At 70.3% G+C, this 14,495-nt stretch carries 16 protein-coding genes, 1 tRNA gene and 1 pseudogene; 8 read left to right on the top strand and 10 right to left on the bottom strand.

All coding sequences use genetic code 11. From position 1 onward, the window contains the following. Nucleotides 1–47 precede the first annotated feature (47 nt). The gene (locus Phou_RS20555; RefSeq protein ID WP_173057504.1) at nt 48–701 is read left to right on the top strand and encodes an ABC transporter ATP-binding protein; all 654 of its coding nucleotides are present in this window, start codon (nt 48–50) and stop codon (nt 699–701) included. Continuing rightward, nucleotides 698–1,882, top strand: coding sequence for an ABC transporter permease (locus Phou_RS20560; RefSeq protein WP_218579061.1), 1,185 nt, complete (start codon nt 698–700; stop codon nt 1,880–1,882). The genes Phou_RS20555 and Phou_RS20560 overlap by 4 nt, the downstream gene beginning before the upstream one ends. A gap of 1 nt (nt 1,883) precedes the next feature. Here Phou_RS20560 and Phou_RS20565 read toward each other — a convergent pair whose 3' ends face one another. After that, nucleotides 1,884–3,041 (bottom strand): sensor histidine kinase, encoded by a 1,158-nt coding sequence (locus Phou_RS20565; protein ID WP_173057505.1) that lies wholly within the window; start codon nt 3,039–3,041, stop codon nt 1,884–1,886. Next, nucleotides 3,038–3,694 (bottom strand): response regulator transcription factor, encoded by a 657-nt coding sequence (locus Phou_RS20570; protein WP_173057506.1) that lies wholly within the window; start codon nt 3,692–3,694, stop codon nt 3,038–3,040. Before Phou_RS20570 ends, Phou_RS20565 begins: the two co-directional genes overlap by 4 nt. 112 nt (nt 3,695–3,806) lie before the next feature. Here Phou_RS20570 and Phou_RS20575 point away from each other — a divergent pair, with 112 nt between their 5' ends. From Phou_RS20575 to Phou_RS20590, 4 genes are read left to right on the top strand one after another with little or no spacing between them, the layout of a single operon-like run. Continuing rightward, on the top strand, nt 3,807–4,337 hold the full coding sequence (locus Phou_RS20575; RefSeq protein WP_173057507.1) for a hypothetical protein: 531 nt from the start codon (nt 3,807–3,809) through the stop codon (nt 4,335–4,337). Beyond that, nucleotides 4,334–5,365: a peptidoglycan-binding protein gene (locus tag Phou_RS20580; protein ID WP_173057508.1), complete on the top strand. Its 1,032-nt coding sequence runs from the start codon at nt 4,334–4,336 to the stop codon at nt 5,363–5,365. The genes Phou_RS20575 and Phou_RS20580 overlap by 4 nt, the downstream gene beginning before the upstream one ends. After that, a complete protein-coding gene (locus Phou_RS20585; protein WP_173057509.1) occupies nt 5,362–6,015 on the top strand; it encodes an ABC transporter ATP-binding protein in 654 nt (217 codons plus the stop codon). Before Phou_RS20580 ends, Phou_RS20585 begins: the two co-directional genes overlap by 4 nt. Further along, entirely contained in the window at nt 6,012–7,199 is a 1,188-nt protein-coding gene (locus tag Phou_RS20590; protein WP_173057510.1) for an ABC transporter permease, read from the top strand. Before Phou_RS20585 ends, Phou_RS20590 begins: the two co-directional genes overlap by 4 nt. A gap of 129 nt (nt 7,200–7,328) precedes the next feature. On the opposite strand, the gene deoD is transcribed toward Phou_RS20590, so the two are convergent. Next, nucleotides 7,329–8,036, bottom strand: coding sequence for a purine-nucleoside phosphorylase (gene deoD, locus Phou_RS20595; protein WP_173057511.1), 708 nt, complete (start codon nt 8,034–8,036; stop codon nt 7,329–7,331). Nucleotides 8,037–8,103: 67 nt separating this feature from the next. On the opposite strand from deoD, the gene Phou_RS20600 reads away from it, so the two are divergent. Continuing rightward, nucleotides 8,104–8,193, top strand: a tRNA-Ser gene (locus Phou_RS20600). A gap of 72 nt (nt 8,194–8,265) precedes the next feature. Here the strand turns inward: Phou_RS20600 and Phou_RS20605 are convergent. From Phou_RS20605 to Phou_RS20615, 3 genes are all read right to left on the bottom strand, one after another. After that, nucleotides 8,266–9,528 (bottom strand): tyrosine-type recombinase/integrase, encoded by a 1,263-nt coding sequence (locus Phou_RS20605; RefSeq protein ID WP_173057512.1) that lies wholly within the window; start codon nt 9,526–9,528, stop codon nt 8,266–8,268. A 14-nt stretch (nt 9,529–9,542) separates the two neighbouring features. Next, entirely contained in the window at nt 9,543–9,752 is a 210-nt protein-coding gene (locus tag Phou_RS20610; protein ID WP_173057513.1) for a helix-turn-helix domain-containing protein, read from the bottom strand. A gap of 318 nt (nt 9,753–10,070) precedes the next feature. Next, nucleotides 10,071–11,300 carry a DUF3631 domain-containing protein gene (locus Phou_RS20615; protein ID WP_173057514.1) on the bottom strand — a complete coding sequence of 410 codons (1,230 nt, stop codon included), beginning with the start codon at nt 11,298–11,300 and terminating at the stop codon, nt 10,071–10,073. A 70-nt stretch (nt 11,301–11,370) separates the two neighbouring features. On the opposite strand from Phou_RS20615, the gene Phou_RS20620 reads away from it, so the two are divergent. Further along, nucleotides 11,371–11,556, top strand: coding sequence for a hypothetical protein (locus tag Phou_RS20620; RefSeq protein ID WP_173057515.1), 186 nt, complete (start codon nt 11,371–11,373; stop codon nt 11,554–11,556). Between the two features lie 36 nt (nt 11,557–11,592). Here the strand turns inward: Phou_RS20620 and Phou_RS20625 are convergent. The 4 genes and pseudogenes from Phou_RS20625 to Phou_RS52810 all read right to left on the bottom strand — a co-directional run bounded on the left by Phou_RS20625 (nt 11,593) and on the right by Phou_RS52810 (nt 14,213). Next, nucleotides 11,593–12,854: pseudogene (locus Phou_RS20625) on the bottom strand (bifunctional DNA primase/polymerase). 3 nt (nt 12,855–12,857) lie between these two features. Continuing rightward, the gene (locus tag Phou_RS20630) at nt 12,858–13,340 is read right to left on the bottom strand and encodes a single-stranded DNA-binding protein (RefSeq protein ID WP_173057516.1); all 483 of its coding nucleotides are present in this window, start codon (nt 13,338–13,340) and stop codon (nt 12,858–12,860) included. Between the two features lie 34 nt (nt 13,341–13,374). Beyond that, nucleotides 13,375–13,782, bottom strand: coding sequence for a deazapurine DNA modification protein DpdA family protein (locus Phou_RS52805; protein WP_246273638.1), 408 nt, complete (start codon nt 13,780–13,782; stop codon nt 13,375–13,377). Then, the gene (locus tag Phou_RS52810; protein ID WP_246273639.1) at nt 13,764–14,213 is read right to left on the bottom strand and encodes a deazapurine DNA modification protein DpdA family protein; all 450 of its coding nucleotides are present in this window, start codon (nt 14,211–14,213) and stop codon (nt 13,764–13,766) included. Before Phou_RS52810 ends, Phou_RS52805 begins: the two co-directional genes overlap by 19 nt. Between the last annotated feature and the right edge of the window lie 282 nt (nt 14,214–14,495).

Raw genomic sequence — 14,495 nt, forward strand, 5'->3', positions numbered from 1 at the left:
CCAACGAAAACGCTCCGCTTCGCTCCACGTTTCCGCCGGGGCCCGGAATGATCGAGCTGGACGGGGTATCCAAGGTGTATCCGGGCGGGGTGACCGCGCTCGACGGCGTCTCGCTCGGCATCGCGCCGGGCGAGATGGTGGCTATCGTCGGGCCCTCGGGGTCGGGCAAGTCGACGATGCTGCACGTGATCGGCACGCTCGACCGGCCCAGCTCCGGGCAGGTGCGCATCGATGGCCACGACATCGCGGGGCTGTCCGACCGGCAGGTGTCGGCGCTGCGTACGTACCGCATCGGTTTTGTCTTTCAGCAGTTTCACCTCGCGGCCGGCGTGCCCGCGGTGGACAACGTGGCCGACGGCCTGCTCTACGCCGGCGTGCCGCTGCGCAAGCGGCGGCGGCACGCCCGGTCGGCGCTGGAGCGGGTCGGCCTCGCGCACCGGCTCGACCACCGGCCGCATGAGCTGTCGGGCGGCGAGAAGCAGCGGGTGGCGATCGCGCGGGCGGTCGTGGGCGAGCCGGCGCTGCTGCTCGCCGACGAGCCGACCGGCAACCTCGACTCGGCCTCGGGCGCCGCGGTGATGACGGTCCTCCGCGACCTGCACGAGACCGGTACCACGGTCGTGGTGATCACGCATGACCGCGACATCGCGGCCGCGCTGCCACGGCAGGTGCACATGCGCGACGGAAGGATCGTGCCGTGAAGGCGGCGCGTCTCAGCCCCGCCGACGTGGTGCGCGTCGGTGCCGCCGGGCTGCGTACCCGGCCGCTGCGGGTGTTTCTGTCCGCGCTGGGCATCGCGATCGGTATCGCCGCGATGATCTCCGTGGTCGGCATCTCGTCGTCGTCCCGCGCTGAGCTTGACCGCACGCTCGACCGGCTGGGCACCAACCTGCTGACCGTCGGCCCCGGCCAGACGCTCTTCGGTGAGGACTCCCGCCTGCCCAAGGAGTCGTTGGCGATGGTGGCCCGGATCGGGCCGGTGGAGTCCGTGAGCGCGGTGGGTCGGGTGCCGGACGTGGCCGTGTACCGCAACGACCACATCCCGCGCGGACAGACCGGCAGTATCGCGGTCGTGGCCGCCCAGCCGGACCTGCTCGACACCGTCGCGGTCGAGGTGGCGACCGGCTCGTGGCTCACCGCCGCCACGTCCGAGTACCCGGGCGTGGTGCTCGGCGCGGCCGCCGCGCGCCGGCTGGACATCCGCGCGCCGGGCGTACGGGTGTGGCTGGGCGGCAAGTGGTTCAGCGTGGTCGGCATCCTGCGGCCCGGGCAGCTCGCACCCGAGCTGGACCAGTCGGCGATGGTGGGTTGGCCGGCGGCGGAGGAGTACCTGGCCTTCGACGGTCACCCGACGATGATCTACACGCGGTCGCGGGAGTCGGCGGTCGAGGACGTGCGCGCGGTGCTCGCCGCGACGGCAAACCCTGAGCAGCCGAACGAGGTACAGGTCTCCCGCCCGTCCGACGCGCTGGAGGCGCAACGGGCCACCGACGCCACGCTCAACGCGCTGCTGCTCGGCCTCGGCGCGGTGGCGCTGCTGGTTGGCGGCGTGGGCGTGGCCAACACGATGGTCATCTCCGTGCTCGAACGGCGCGCCGAGATCGGGCTGCGGCGGTCGCTGGGCGCCACGAGGGGCCAGATCCGCACCCAGTTTCTGGCCGAGTCGCTGCTGCTGTCCGCGCTGGGCGGGCTGGGCGGCGTGACGCTGGGCGTCGGGGTGACCGCGATCTACGCGGCGACTCAGGCGTGGCCTGCCGTGGTGCCGCCGGTGGCCACCGCCGGCGGGGTGCTGGCCACGCTGGTCATCGGCGCGATCGCCGGTCTGTACCCGGCGGTGCGGGCGGCCCGCCTCTCGCCCACCGAGGCGCTGGCGGCCCCGTAGGTCAGGCGCGCTGCGGGAGGGCGACGGTGACGACAAGGCCGCCGCCCTCCCGCGGTACCGCCTGCGCCGTGCCGCCGTGCGCGGTCGCCACCGCACGGACGATCGACAGGCCCAGGCCGAAGCCGCGTCCGCCGTCCACCCGCTCGCGGTTGAGCCGCCGGAACGGCTGGAAGAGAGACTCGATCTCGTACGCCGGTACGACAGCGCCCGTGTTGCTGACGGTGAGCACGGCCCACCCGTTCACCGCGTGGGTGGTGACGGCCAGCCAGCCGCCGGGCGAGTTGTGGCGGGCGGCGTTCTCGACGAGGTTCTGCACAAGCCGCTCCAGCAGGATCGGGTCGCCGCGGGTGGGTGCCGGCGCGAGCTGCCGCACCACCTTCAGCTCGGGTGCCTTGCTCTGGTCGAGCACGAAGCCGGCCACCTCGGACAGGTCCACGGGGGAGCGCTCGGCCACCTCCTGCTCCGCGTCGGCGAGCGTGAGCAGGCCGTCGATGAGCCGCTCGTGGCGCTCGTTGACGGTCAGCAGCGACTCGCCGAGCTGCTTGGTCTCGGCGACGGCACCGGGCCGCGTGACGGCGAGCTCCACGAGGGCACGGTTGAGGGCGAGCGGGGTACGCAGCTCGTGCGAGGCGTTGGCGACGAAGCGGCGCTGCCCGTCGAAGGAGCGGTCCAGCCGTTCCAGCATCACGTTGAACGTGTCCGCCAGCTCCTTGACCTCGTCGCGCGGCCCGTCCAGCACGATCCGCTCGTGCAGCCCGGTGCGCGCGCCGTCCGCGCCGGCGATGCGGCGGGCGGTGTCGGTGATCCGCTGCAACGGCTGGAGCGCCCGCCCGGCCACCAGCCACCCGAACGCACCCGCCACGACGCCGACCCCCACCAGCGCGATCCCGCCCTGGGTGAGCAGCGAGTCGAGCGCGTCCTGGCGGAGGCGCTCCCGCTCGGCCCGCGCGTCCTCCAGCGCCTCGACGGCGATCTGCCGGTTTTGCAGGATCTCCATGAGCCTGTCGTTGCGGAGGGCGAGGTCGGTCGGGTCGTTGAGGCTGCGGTCCAGGCGCTGCGCCATCAGCAGGTACGTCACGCCCAGCAGCACCGCCCCGGCCAGGAAGAACAGGCCGCCGTAGAGCACGGTCAGCCGCACCCGGATCGTCCAGCGGTTCATGGCACTCGGTACCCCACTCCCGGCACGGTCTCCACGACCTGCGGATCACCCAGCTTGCGGCGCAGCTTCATCACGGTGACCCGCACGACGTTTGTGAACGGGTCGATGTTTTCGTCCCACGCCTTTTCCAGCAGCTGCTCCGCCGACACCACCGCCCCGCCGGCCCGCATCAGCTCGCTGAGCACCGCGAACTCCTTGTTGGCCAGCGGCACGAACCGCCCATCCCGGAACACCTCGCGGCGGGCCGGGTCGAGGCGGATGCCGGCGCGCTCCAGCACGGGCGGCGCGGCCGGGCGGGCCCGCCGGCCCAGCGCGTGCACCCGGGCGGAGAGCTCGGCGAACGCGAACGGCTTCGTCAGGTAGTCGTCGGCCCCGATGCCCAGGCCCGCGACCCGGTCGCGCACGCCGGTGGCGGCGGTGAGCATGAGCACGCGGGCCGCCGCGCCACTCGCGGTGATCGCGCGGCAGACGTCGTCGCCGTGCACGAGCGGAAGATCCCGATCGAGTACCACCACGTCGTACTCGTTCACCGGCAGGCGCTCCAGGGCGGCCGCGCCGTCATACACCACGTCGACCGCGAACGCCTCGCGCCGCAGCCACTCGGCGACCGCCTCGGCCAGCATCTTCTCGTCCTCGACCACCAGGATCCGCACCACCCCATGGTCACCCAGGGCCGGATAACGCCGGCGTTAACTCGTCGGGTTATGCCCGGGTTACCGCCTTCTCGGTTCACTCCCCGTGTTGCCTTCGATGAGGGAGATATCCATGAGATTGCGTACCGGCCTGGCGTTCGCCATCGCGGCGCTGGCCTTCGCGTCCGGGTGTGGCGGTGGATCGGAAGAGGGCGGGGTGCCCACCGCTGGCGGCAGCGCCTCCGCGAGCCCGTCGACGAGCGCCGACCCGGAGCAGGGGCGCAAGTTCGCCCAGTGCATGCGGGACAACGGAATACCCGACTTTCCCGACCCGGGCCCGGACGGGCAGATCCTGAACCAGGACTTCGACCGCGAGAAGCTCATCTCCGGCGCCGGGAAGAAGGCGTACGAAGCCTGCCGCGACCTCTCGCCCAACGGCGGCGAGCGGGCCGAGCTCGACCCTGCCCAGCAGGAGCAACTGCGCGAGTGGGCCGCCTGCATGCGTGAAAACGGCATCGACATGCCCGACCCCGACCCCAACACCGGCGGCTTCCTCGGGCTCGGTGGCGAGCTGCCGTTCGACCCCGACGACCCGACGTTCAAGGCGGCGATGGAGGCGTGCCAGGACAAGTTCACGTTCCGCGGCCAGGGCGGTGGCCAGTGAGGGGTCGCACCGTGCTGCTCGCCGGGGGCGCCGCGCTGGTCGTCGCCTCGGGCGCCGCGGCGGCGGTGGGCTTCGGGGGCGCGGACGCCTCCACGCCGCCGCGCAGCGCGCTCCCGCCGGCGACCGTGAAGGTCGACCGCGGCACGCTCATCCAGACCGAGACGGTGGACGGCACCCTCGGGTACGGCGATCCGGTCGCGGTCAAGGGCGCCGGCGGCACACTCACCTGGGTGCCGGCCGAGGGCGCGACCATCACGCGCGGCAAGCCCGTGTACAAAGTGGACGACGATCCCGTCGTACTCCTCTATGGCGCGATGCCGCTCTACCGCCCGCTCACGGCGGACGTGTCCGGCCCGGATGTCGCCGAGGTGGAAAAGAACCTGGCCGCGCTCGGCTACCAAGGGTTCACTGTGGACGACGAGTACACGCCGGCCACGGCGGACGCGGTCGAGCGGTGGCAGGAGGACCTCGGCCTTCCGGAGACCGGGACCGTCACGCCCGGGCAGGTCGTCGTGGCGCCGGGCCAGATCCGCGTGGCCACGCTGAAGCTGGCGGCGGGTGACCCGGCAAATGGACCGGTGCTGACCTGGACCGGCACGACGCGCATCGTCACCGTCGCCCTTGAGGTCGACAAGCAGCAGCTGGTCAAGAAGGGTCTGGCGGCCACGGTCGAGCTGCCGGGCGGTGACCAGGTCGCCGGCACCGTTGCCGAGGTCGGCACCGTCGCCGTCGTTTCCGCGGAGACCACCACGATCGAGGTCGTTGTCACGGTCGGCGACCAGCAGAAGCTCGGCACGCTCGACCAGGCTCCGGTGGACGTGATCATCGAGTCCGACAAGCGGGAAAACGTGCTCACGGTGCCGCTCAACGCGCTTGTCGCGCTGGCCGAGGGAGGGTACGGCCTGCAGGTCGTCGAGGGGAGCACCACGCGGTACGTCGCGGTGGAGACCGGCATGTTCGCCGGCGGGAAGGTCGAGATCTCCGGCGACGGCGTGGCCGAGGGGATGCTCGTGGGGGTACCCAAATGATCGCGCTCGCGGCGGTGTCCAAGGTCTATCCCGGCGGCGTCGCGGCGGTCCGCGATGTGTCGCTCTCGATCGGCGCCGGCGAGCTCGTCGCGATCGTCGGACCATCCGGGTCCGGAAAATCCACAATGCTCAACCTGATCGGTACCCTCGACCGCCCGTCGTCGGGGACGGTGCGGATCGACGGGTACGAGGTGTCGGCGCTGTCCGACCGTTCGCTGTCGGCTCTGCGCGCGACCCGGATCGGCTTCGTCTTCCAGCAGTTTCACCTGGCGGCGGGGGTACCGGCGCTCGACAACGTCGCCGACGGCCTCCTCTACAGCGGCGCCCGCATCGGCGAACGGCGCCGCCGGGCCGCGGCCGCACTGGAGCGCGTCGGGCTGGGGCACCGGATGAGCCACGAGCCGCACGAGCTCTCCGGCGGCGAACGGCAGCGGGTGGCCATCGCGCGGGCCGTCGTGGGTGAGCCGGCGGTGCTGCTGGCCGACGAGCCGACCGGCAATCTCGACTCCGCCTCCGGCGCGAGCGTGATGGAGCTGCTGCACGAGCTGCACACCGCCGGTACCACAGTGGTGGTCATCACCCACGACCGCGACATCGCCGCGTCGCTGCCGCGGCAGGTGGCCATGCGCGACGGGCAGGTGCGGTCATGAAGCCGGCGCGGCTGGCCTTCGCGGACGTACTGCGCGTGGGCGCGGCGGGGTTGAGGGCGCGGCCGCTGCGCGTGTTCCTGTCCGCGCTGGGCATCGCCATCGGCATCGCGGCCATGCTCTCGGTGGTGGGCATCTCCACGTCGTCGCGGGCCGAACTCGACCGCACGCTTGACCGGCTCGGCACCAACCTGCTCACGGTCGGTCCGGGGCAGACGTTCTTCGGCGAGGACTCGCACCTGCCCGACGAGGCGATCGAGATGATCGACCGCATCGCGCCCGTGGAGTCGGTGAGCGCCACCGGCAACGTGGACGCGCAGGTGTACCGCACCGACAAGATCCCAACCACCCAGTCGGGCGGGATCGCGGTGCGCGCGGCGCGCACGGACCTGCCGGCGACGGTCGGCGCCACGGTCGCCAGCGGCGCGTGGCTCAACGAGCTGACGGCTCGCTACCCGGCCGTCGTGCTCGGCGCCACCGCGGCCGACCGCCTGGGCGTGGCCCTGGCCGGCCCGTCGGTGCAGGTGTGGCTGGGCGGGCAGTGGTTCACCGTGGTCGGCGTGCTCCAGCCGGTGCCGCTCGCCGCGGAGCTGGACACGGCCGCGCTGGTCGGCTGGCCGGTGGCCGCGGCGGAGCTGGGCTTCGACGGCTACGCGACGACGGTGTACACGCGGGCGGCCGAGTCGTCGGTGGAGGCGGTGCAGGGCGTGCTGGCCGCCACCGCCAACCCGGAAAACCCGAACGAGGTCAAGGTCTCCCGACCTTCGGACGCGCTGGCCGCGAAGCAGGCCACCGACGAGGCGCTGAACGGCCTCCTGCTCGGCCTTGGGGCGGTCGCCCTCCTGGTCGGCGGCGTCGGCGTCGCCAACACGATGGTCATATCCGTGCTGGAACGCCGCGCCGAGATCGGGCTGCGGCGGTCGCTGGGCGCCACGAGGGGCCAGATCCGCACCCAGTTTCTGGCCGAGTCGCTGTTGCTGTCCGCACTGGGCGGCCTGGCCGGGGTACTGCTGGGCATAGCCGTCACAACCCTCTACACCGCCACCCAGTCCTGGCCCACCGAAGTCCCGGCGTGGGCCATGGCGGGTGCCCTGGCAGCCACGTTGCTGATCGGCGCCCTGGCCGGCGTGTACCCCGCGGTCCGCGCCAGCCACCTGTCCCCCACGGAGGCCCTCTCCACCCCGTAGCCCTTGTTGCCCCCTCGGGCTCGCGCTGGTTGCCCCTCGGGCTCGGGCGGTTGATCAGGGAGTTGGTGGGCGTGTCGGTCGGCGATTCGCTGCACGAACTCCCTGATCAACGTGCAAAGGCTCAGCGGTTTAGGCGATGGCGGTGTCGAGGGCGATCTCGACCATCTCGGCGAACGTGCGCTCGCGCTCCTCGGCGGTCGTGCGTTCGCCGGTCTTCATGTGGTCGCTCACCGTCAGGATTGTCAGGGCGCGCGCCTTGAACCTCGCGGCGATCGTGTAGAGCGCGGCCGACTCCATCTCCACGGCCAGCACGCCGTAGTCGGCCAGGCGGTCGTAGAGGTCGGGGCGGTCGGTGTAGAAGGCGTCGGCGGCGAGGATCGGGCCGACGCGCATCTGGATGCCACGGCGCTCGGCGACCTCGACGGACGTGCGCAGCAGCCCGAAGTCCGCCACCGGCGCGTAGTCGATGAGGCCGTCGAAGCGGGCGCGGTTCATGTTCGAGTCGGTGGCCGAGCCGATGGCGGCGACCACGTCACGCAGCTTGAGCGACTCGGTGAGCGCCCCGCACGAGCCGACGCGGATCAGGGTGTTCACGCCGTAGTCGTTGATCAGCTCGTGGGCGTAGATCGACGCGGACGGCATGCCCATGCCCGAGCCCTGCACCGACAGGCGGACACCCTGGTACGTCCCGGTGAAGCCGAACATGCTGCGGACCGTCGAGTAGCACTTGGCGTCCTCGAGGTAGTGCTCCGCGATCCACTTGGCCCGCAGCGGGTCGCCCGGCATCAGGACCCGCTCCGCGATCTCGCCCGGCTTGGCGCCGATGTGCGTACTCATGCCTGCGATCCTGCCAGGCGGCATGCCGCCCCGAGGCGAGCCCCGCGGGTCAGGTACCCTTCTCGGCGGTGGTGTGTCCGAGTGGCCTAAGGAGCACGCCTCGAAAGCGTGTGAGGGTGCAAGCCCTCCGCGGGTTCAAATCCCGCCGCCACCGCCATCTAGCAGGGCAAACGCCCGGCGACTCTCCGTGAGGCGCCGGGCGTTTCTCCGTCCGGTCTCAGTTTCGGTCTCAGTTGGCCGGTACGAGCACTCCAGCGGCTCCGTCATCCGGCTCGGTCCGGTCGGCGGCGGGTGGTTGCCAGAGCAGCCCACCGACCCGTTCCGCGACGTCGCGGCGTACTTGCCCGGTCAGGTGCTGGTAGCGCTTGGTCATTCCAGAGTCGGACCATCCCATGATGCCCATCACGGCCCGTTCCGCGACCTTCAACACGAGCAGTACGGTCGCGGCGGTGTGGCGTGCGTCGTGCAGTCGGGCGTCCCGCAATCCCGCCGCTTTGAGTAGCCGCTTCCATTCGGTGTAGTCGGTGCGCGGGTTCAGCGGTCCGCCGGTCGGTGTGGTGAATACCCAACCGTCTTCGGTCCACAATTGAGCGGCCTTAGTCCGTTCCGCATCCTGCACGCGTTTGTGTTGCTGTAGCAGCGAGACGACTTGATCCGGAAGTCCGATCCGCCGCCGGCCTGCCCGTGACTTCGTGTCGGCAGCCTCGTCGCGTAGCGGTCGCCGGTCGGGACAGTGCCCGCCCATCTTGCGGCCGCAGGGCTTGCTGCACCCGTGCTGCCACCGTGGGCGCAGTCGCGACCGGCGGACGATAAGCGTTCCGTTTTCGAGGTCTACGTCGGACCATTTCAGTCCTAGGGCCTCACCTTGCCGTAACCCGAGTGCGAGTGCGAGTGCCCATCGTGCGCCGTTGCGCCGCTCGCCTACCGCGATGAGAATTCGTTGCACTTCTTCCACGGTGTACGGTTCGACCTCTGTGTCATCGAGCCGCGGCGGCTTGGCGAGGCTTGCGGGATTCTTAGTGATGTGGCCTCGCCGCATTGCCTCATTGAGCGCGGTCCGCAGCGTGCGGTGCGCCTGATGTGCGGTCGCTGCGGCGCTACCGTTCGCCTGCATTTTGCGGGTTAGCTTCTCGATGTGCTCAGCCGTGAGCTTTTCCAGCCGGTGTGCTCCAATGCCCGGGATGAGGTGCACGTTGACTGCTACCCGGTAGCCCGCGGCCGTGTTTTCCCGGACGTTCGGTGTGGCGATGTTTTCTAGCCAGTGCGTGAGCCATTTCGCCACGGTCCAATTCTCGCCGGGCTTGCGAACGTTTCCGTTGTCGCGGTCACGTTCGAGCGCCCGGACCTTGCGGGTAACGGTCGCCTCAGTCTTGCCGCGCACATGGCGGCGGTCTGGTTTTCCGTCGTCGCGTATGCCGATGGTTACGCGGCCATGCCATGATCCGTCGCTGCCCTGGTAGATGCTTGATGCGCCGTTGGGCTTGCGTGGCATTCGGCACTGTCCTTTCAGGCGGCGGCGGGAAGTGTGGCGTTCTGTTGGCGGAGTCGGTTGACGTATTCGGTTATGCAGTCGGCTGGGATGCGGCGGAGTCGGCCGATGGTGACGGATTCGACTTCGCCGCTGGTAACGAGCGCGTACATGAGCGTCCGGCCGATGCCGAGTCGCTGTGCCGCTTGCTCGATGGTCAGGACGAGTGGCGTGGCGTCCGTAGGCATGTCTCTCCCCGGTAGCGGTTGCTGAGGGATAGGGCGTGCGGAGCGGTGTAGGCGGCTCTGAAGCCCGATCGGGCGTGACGGGTCTCAGAAGCCGGGTGCGGGAAGGGGTTGCACAGAGAACCGCAGAACGGCCCGCTGAGAGCGCCGTAGAGCCAAGATCTGAGGCAGGCGAGGGTAGAGCCATGCGCGGATGTCTCTGCGTGGCTCTCAGTGGGCCGTTTGGGTGGGTGATGATCGGCTTGCCGGGATCGCGTCTCGGTTGGGTGGGGGTAAGCCGTCCCAGCCGTCCCAGCCGTCCCAGAAGGGTGTTTTCGCAGGTCAGCCCTGGGACGGCTTTTGTGGGCGGGACGGCTTAAGCCGTCCCAGCGGCGGTTTCGCCGGGGGCGGGGGCATCTCATCGAGGCCGGGCAGGTGCGGGCCGGGCACCGACCGGAGGTGCCGGACCGCCGCGGTGTACTCGGGTACCGGCCCGGGTGCCGGGCAGTAACGGTGCCACGCGTCGGTGAAGTCGTCGCGGCGGTAGCCCTTGGCCTGCCCGTGCGGCGGTCCGAATCGGATGTTCTGGGAGGCGATGCCGTACTCACGAAGCAGCGTGCCAAGCCGCATCGCGGTCAGCCCGGTCCCGCTGTAGTCCACCCACGGTGCCTCGGGGTCGGCTTTGAGCCGTTCGAGCAGCACTGATGTAGGGATGGCGTCGAGGTCACCGAACACGGCGCGGCAGTCGGTGAGTAGTTGGATGCGGTCGGATGATGCGCTGTCGCCGTCCCGTTCGGCGGTCAGGGTTTCCGCGGCGTGCCGGCCCCGATCGGGCCACCCGTCTCCGGCGAGGTCAGCGACCGCGATGAGCGGTTCCCACGTGTCCGCGGCCCGATCTTCTAGCGGCATGTCCGGCTCGGCGCGTTCGAGCCGGGCCAGGTTGGGCCGTAGCCATTGGTCGAGACTGTCGGCGAGGTGTCGCAGGGCGGGGCCGTCGCGGCGCTGCCGGTACGGGGCGACGGTTTCACCGGGTGCCCGGCGGCGCATCCGCACGACCACGGCCCGGTCTTCGATGGTGTCCGGCATGGCGCCGATCCCGGCGAGCGCGGCCATCGCGAACGTGGGGATGGACTCGATGCGGTGCCGGGCGTGGTCCCACCGGATGGTCGGCCGGTTGCGCTGGTGTCCGGCGTTGAGCAGGCCGCGGAGGTCTTCGTTGGCCTCCCCTGCTTTCGGCCCGAAAACGGTGTCAGCCTCATCGAGCAGCACCGTGGGCGGGTCGTCGCTGCCGATCGACCGGTACACCGCGGCCGTACTCGCGTTGACAGTGATGAGCGGGTTGCGGCAGGTCGCCTCAACCACGTCCAGGAGTCGGGACTTGCCGCACCGCTTCTCCGGTGCGCGGATGACCAGCCGCGGCGCGTGCGCCCATGCGGGTTGCGCGTGGGTGGCGGCGATCCACAGCACTACAGCGTCGGTCGCCTCGGGTGAGGGCAGCACGACGTAGCGGGTCAGGGTGTCGTGTAGCTGGTCAAGGATGGCGGTTCCGTTCGGTGTGGGTGGCCCGGTCATGCGGCGATCCCTTTCTCCGATTGACGGTGGTAGTGGTGGTGGGAAGGCGGGGGCCGCTACGGTCACGGGCATGACCGACGAGACGCGCATCGCCCTGCGTAACTACGACTGGTTGATTCGCAACCGCCACGAGATCGAGTTGGCGTGGGACTCGCACACGTTGGTTGACCACTCCGGCGGGTACGACCTCGACATGCTGTGCCAGGAAGGGTTCACCCCGGCCACCGATGGAGACTGGCGCAACCGCGCCGACTAGCCACCGGGTGAGGAGCACTGGAACACTCGCGCGGATCTAGGCGGCCAGTTGGCGTGGTCGTGCGGCGCCAGCACGCAGCCCTGAAGCGATGGTGCGGCGGGCCGCGGCCGGCCGTAGTCCCGCGACCACCCCCGCGTGTTCCAGTGCTTGTGTCGCGTCTTCGGGGGTGAGCGCGCCACCGGCGACGAGCCGGCCGAGGTTCACCGCAGCGATGTAGAGGTTGTCGTTGTGGTGGTCGGGTGCCGCGGTGACGTGCGCACATTCCCGATCGATGACCGCGGTCAGGTAGGCGTGGTGTTGCCCGCCGGGTAACGCCCGGGTGCTCGGTGCGGACGGCGCTGGTGGGGTTGGTCGCAGGCGTTGCGCCAGCCAGTCAGGCAACGGCGCCGGGGCCATTTCACGAGCGACCTGGTACGGCCGGCCGGCGACGACGCTGCCCGCGGCGACCACATAGCCGCCGTGGCCGCGGGTGTCGATGAGCCACCCGAGCGCGTTCCCGGTCCCGCCGCGAGTGTTACGCAACGCCGTCCCATCCGGCGGGTGTTGGTAGTACAGGTGGGTGCCACCCCGCCAGTGGTAACGGCGTGCGTGTCGTCCGGGTAGGGGTGCCCGGCCTGCAAGCACAGGTCGGCCAGCACACGGGCACCATGGCCGTAGCCTTCAAAGCCTTGTGGCGCCGTCTGGCCGGGCTTGCGTACATCGAGGTCGATGACCACCAGCCCGGACGGGCCGCAGGCGATCCCGACGTTGTAAGGCGCCGCGGTCCAAGCGCGGCGAATGCGGTCAGGATCGGTGGTCGCCCGAGGTTCCCACCCGACGTGTGCCCCGGCTCGATGGCAGCGTGGGTCACGGCCGGTACACGTCTCGACGGTGTGGTCAGGAAAGGCTGGCCGCTTGTCGTTAGGCCGTAGCGGAAAAACGTGCCAGCCACGCCGCGCCAACTCCACCGCGGAAGCCAACAAATCCGCAGCACTACTCACGTCGCTATCCCCTCCGAACGTGGTCATGGGCTGGTCGGGTCCAGGTGTCACTGGGACGGCTTGAGCCGTCCCACCCACAAAAGCCGTCCCAGGGCTGACCTGCGAAAACACCCCTCTGGGACGGCTGGGACGGCTGGGACGGCTTACCCCACTGGTACCGGCGACGCAGGCCGGGCAGTCCCGGCGGTCAGTGCGGAAACGCACGCCGGTCATGCGTCCTGTCACGCTGTTGCCGCAGGTGTGTGGGGCCGGCCCATTGATCGGCACGGGCCGCCCCGTGATGTAGGTCGCGCCGATCCACAGGCCGCGTTCGGTCATGGCCTAGAACGGCGGCTCGTCGTCACCAAACCCGCTGTGCTGCGCGGTCGGTGCGACCGAAAACGGGTCATCGCCGGTCGAACCTGCGGTACGGGTCGGCGTCGCGGTGCGACTGTTACTGCGGTCCATCTTGCGGACCTGCGCGGTGGCGTACCGCAGCGACGGACCGACCTCTTCCACGTCCAGCTCGATGACGGTGCGCTTTTCACCCTCGCGGGTCTCGTAGGAGCGCTGCCGCAGGCGTCCGGTCACGATGACCCGCGACCCGCGGGAAAGCGACTCGGCCACGTTCTCCGCGGGCTGCCGCCAAACGGAGCACGACAGGAACAGCGGCTCTCCGTCCCGCCATTCGCTGCTTTGCCGGTCGAAGATGCGCGGGGTAGACGCGATCCGGAACCGGGTGACGGCCGCACCGGACGGGGTGAAACGCAACTCAGGCTCGTCGGTCAGATTGCCGATAACGGTGATCGTGGTGTCGCCAGCCATGGCGGGGTGTCCCTTCTGGACAAAGCGGGTGTGGTTATGCGGCTGGTTGGTGCCGTGCGGTTCGCGCAGCTGCGAGAAGTTCGGCCCGCCAACGCAGGGCGTAGTTCAGGCAGTTAGCGCAGTTGCGGTGCCGCCCGGCCCGGACGCATTCGGGCAGGGCGGGACGGCGAAGTTTGCGGGCGGTGTCTGACCAGGCCAGGGAATCCGCCGAGGTCAGCAAATGGCCGTGGGCGATCAGACCGAGGGTCTTGAACCCGAACCCGTGCAGCCGCCGCACACCGCAGGTGTGCAGGGCGGCCAGTATGCGCCCGGCTTCGGCGGTGCCCTGCCGGCGGCAGACCGACCCCACGCCCACCAGCGGCGCCGTGGTGAGGTCGAGGCCGGCCAGTGACCAGTAGAGATCTACGCACCGTAGGTAGTCGTCTACGGTGTCGCCTTGCACGACCGGAATGAATGGCAGGTCGGGGCGAGGTCGCGCAGTTGCGCGTAGTTGAGCACCGTGCGCCGCTGATGCTCGCCCACGGACAGGCCAGTGCCGGCGAACACGACCGGTCCGACCCGCCCGCCGTTGATAACGTCGGCCTCGCACATCCAGTCCTGCGGCGCGGCCCACAGCAGCCGGCCGACTTCATCGCGGTAGCGGCGCACCCGCGCGATGTACTGGCGTGGGGTGACGGTCCATCGGCCGTACTTCTGTAGCTCGCTGAAACCACCGGAGTCCAGCGCCCACGGCGCAGCTGCGCGAGGCAGCGTCTTATAGACGCGTAGCCGCGGGTCGGCGACGAATAGCGGCAGGCCGACCCTGGCCAGCCAGCCCGGCTGATGGGTGCCGAGCAGGAACAACGGCGGCGTACTCGTGGTGTCGCCAGCCATGGCGGGTGTCCCTCCTGGACAGACGAAAGTGGGATTACCGGGAGTTGGGGAAGTGGGTGCCTGCACACCAGGGCAGGGGCGTGTTTACGGCATTGGGTAGGGCGTTTCCGGTGTAGACGCGGGCGGTGATGCGTCCGCATTCGATGCAGCAGCGTCCGGAGGGTGGCTGTCCGGGCGGGGTGGTCTGCTCTAGCCACGCCCGTTCTGGGCAGGGTCCGATGACGCTTGGGTATGGCGGGCGGCATTGGCGGTCGCGGGGCGGATGGGTCATGGGGCAGTCGT

Source organism: Phytohabitans houttuyneae, assembly GCF_011764425.1.
Classification (GTDB): Bacteria; Actinomycetota; Actinomycetes; order Mycobacteriales; family Micromonosporaceae; genus Phytohabitans; species Phytohabitans houttuyneae.

Excerpts from the sequence above, each read along its gene's own strand:
- Phou_RS20615 (WP_173057514.1), bottom strand. The coding sequence starts at position 11,300 with ATGACCGGGCCACCCACACCGAACGGAACCGCCATCCTTGACCAGCTA.
- Phou_RS20555 (WP_173057504.1), top strand. The coding sequence starts at position 48 with ATGATCGAGCTGGACGGGGTATCCAAGGTGTATCCGGGCGGGGTGACC.
- Phou_RS20565 (WP_173057505.1), bottom strand. The coding sequence starts at position 3,041 with ATGAACCGCTGGACGATCCGGGTGCGGCTGACCGTGCTCTACGGCGGC.
- Phou_RS20590 (WP_173057510.1), top strand. The coding sequence starts at position 6,012 with ATGAAGCCGGCGCGGCTGGCCTTCGCGGACGTACTGCGCGTGGGCGCG.
- Phou_RS52810 (WP_246273639.1), bottom strand. The coding sequence starts at position 14,213 with ATGGCTGGCGACACCACGAGTACGCCGCCGTTGTTCCTGCTCGGCACC.
- Phou_RS20630 (WP_173057516.1), bottom strand. The coding sequence starts at position 13,340 with ATGGCTGGCGACACCACGATCACCGTTATCGGCAATCTGACCGACGAG.
- Phou_RS20605 (WP_173057512.1), bottom strand. The coding sequence starts at position 9,528 with ATGCCACGCAAGCCCAACGGCGCATCAAGCATCTACCAGGGCAGCGAC.
- Phou_RS20620 (WP_173057515.1), top strand. The coding sequence starts at position 11,371 with ATGACCGACGAGACGCGCATCGCCCTGCGTAACTACGACTGGTTGATT.
- Phou_RS20610 (WP_173057513.1), bottom strand. The coding sequence starts at position 9,752 with ATGCCTACGGACGCCACGCCACTCGTCCTGACCATCGAGCAAGCGGCA.
- deoD (WP_173057511.1), bottom strand. The coding sequence starts at position 8,036 with ATGAGTACGCACATCGGCGCCAAGCCGGGCGAGATCGCGGAGCGGGTC.
- Phou_RS20575 (WP_173057507.1), top strand. The coding sequence starts at position 3,807 with ATGAGATTGCGTACCGGCCTGGCGTTCGCCATCGCGGCGCTGGCCTTC.
- Phou_RS20585 (WP_173057509.1), top strand. The coding sequence starts at position 5,362 with ATGATCGCGCTCGCGGCGGTGTCCAAGGTCTATCCCGGCGGCGTCGCG.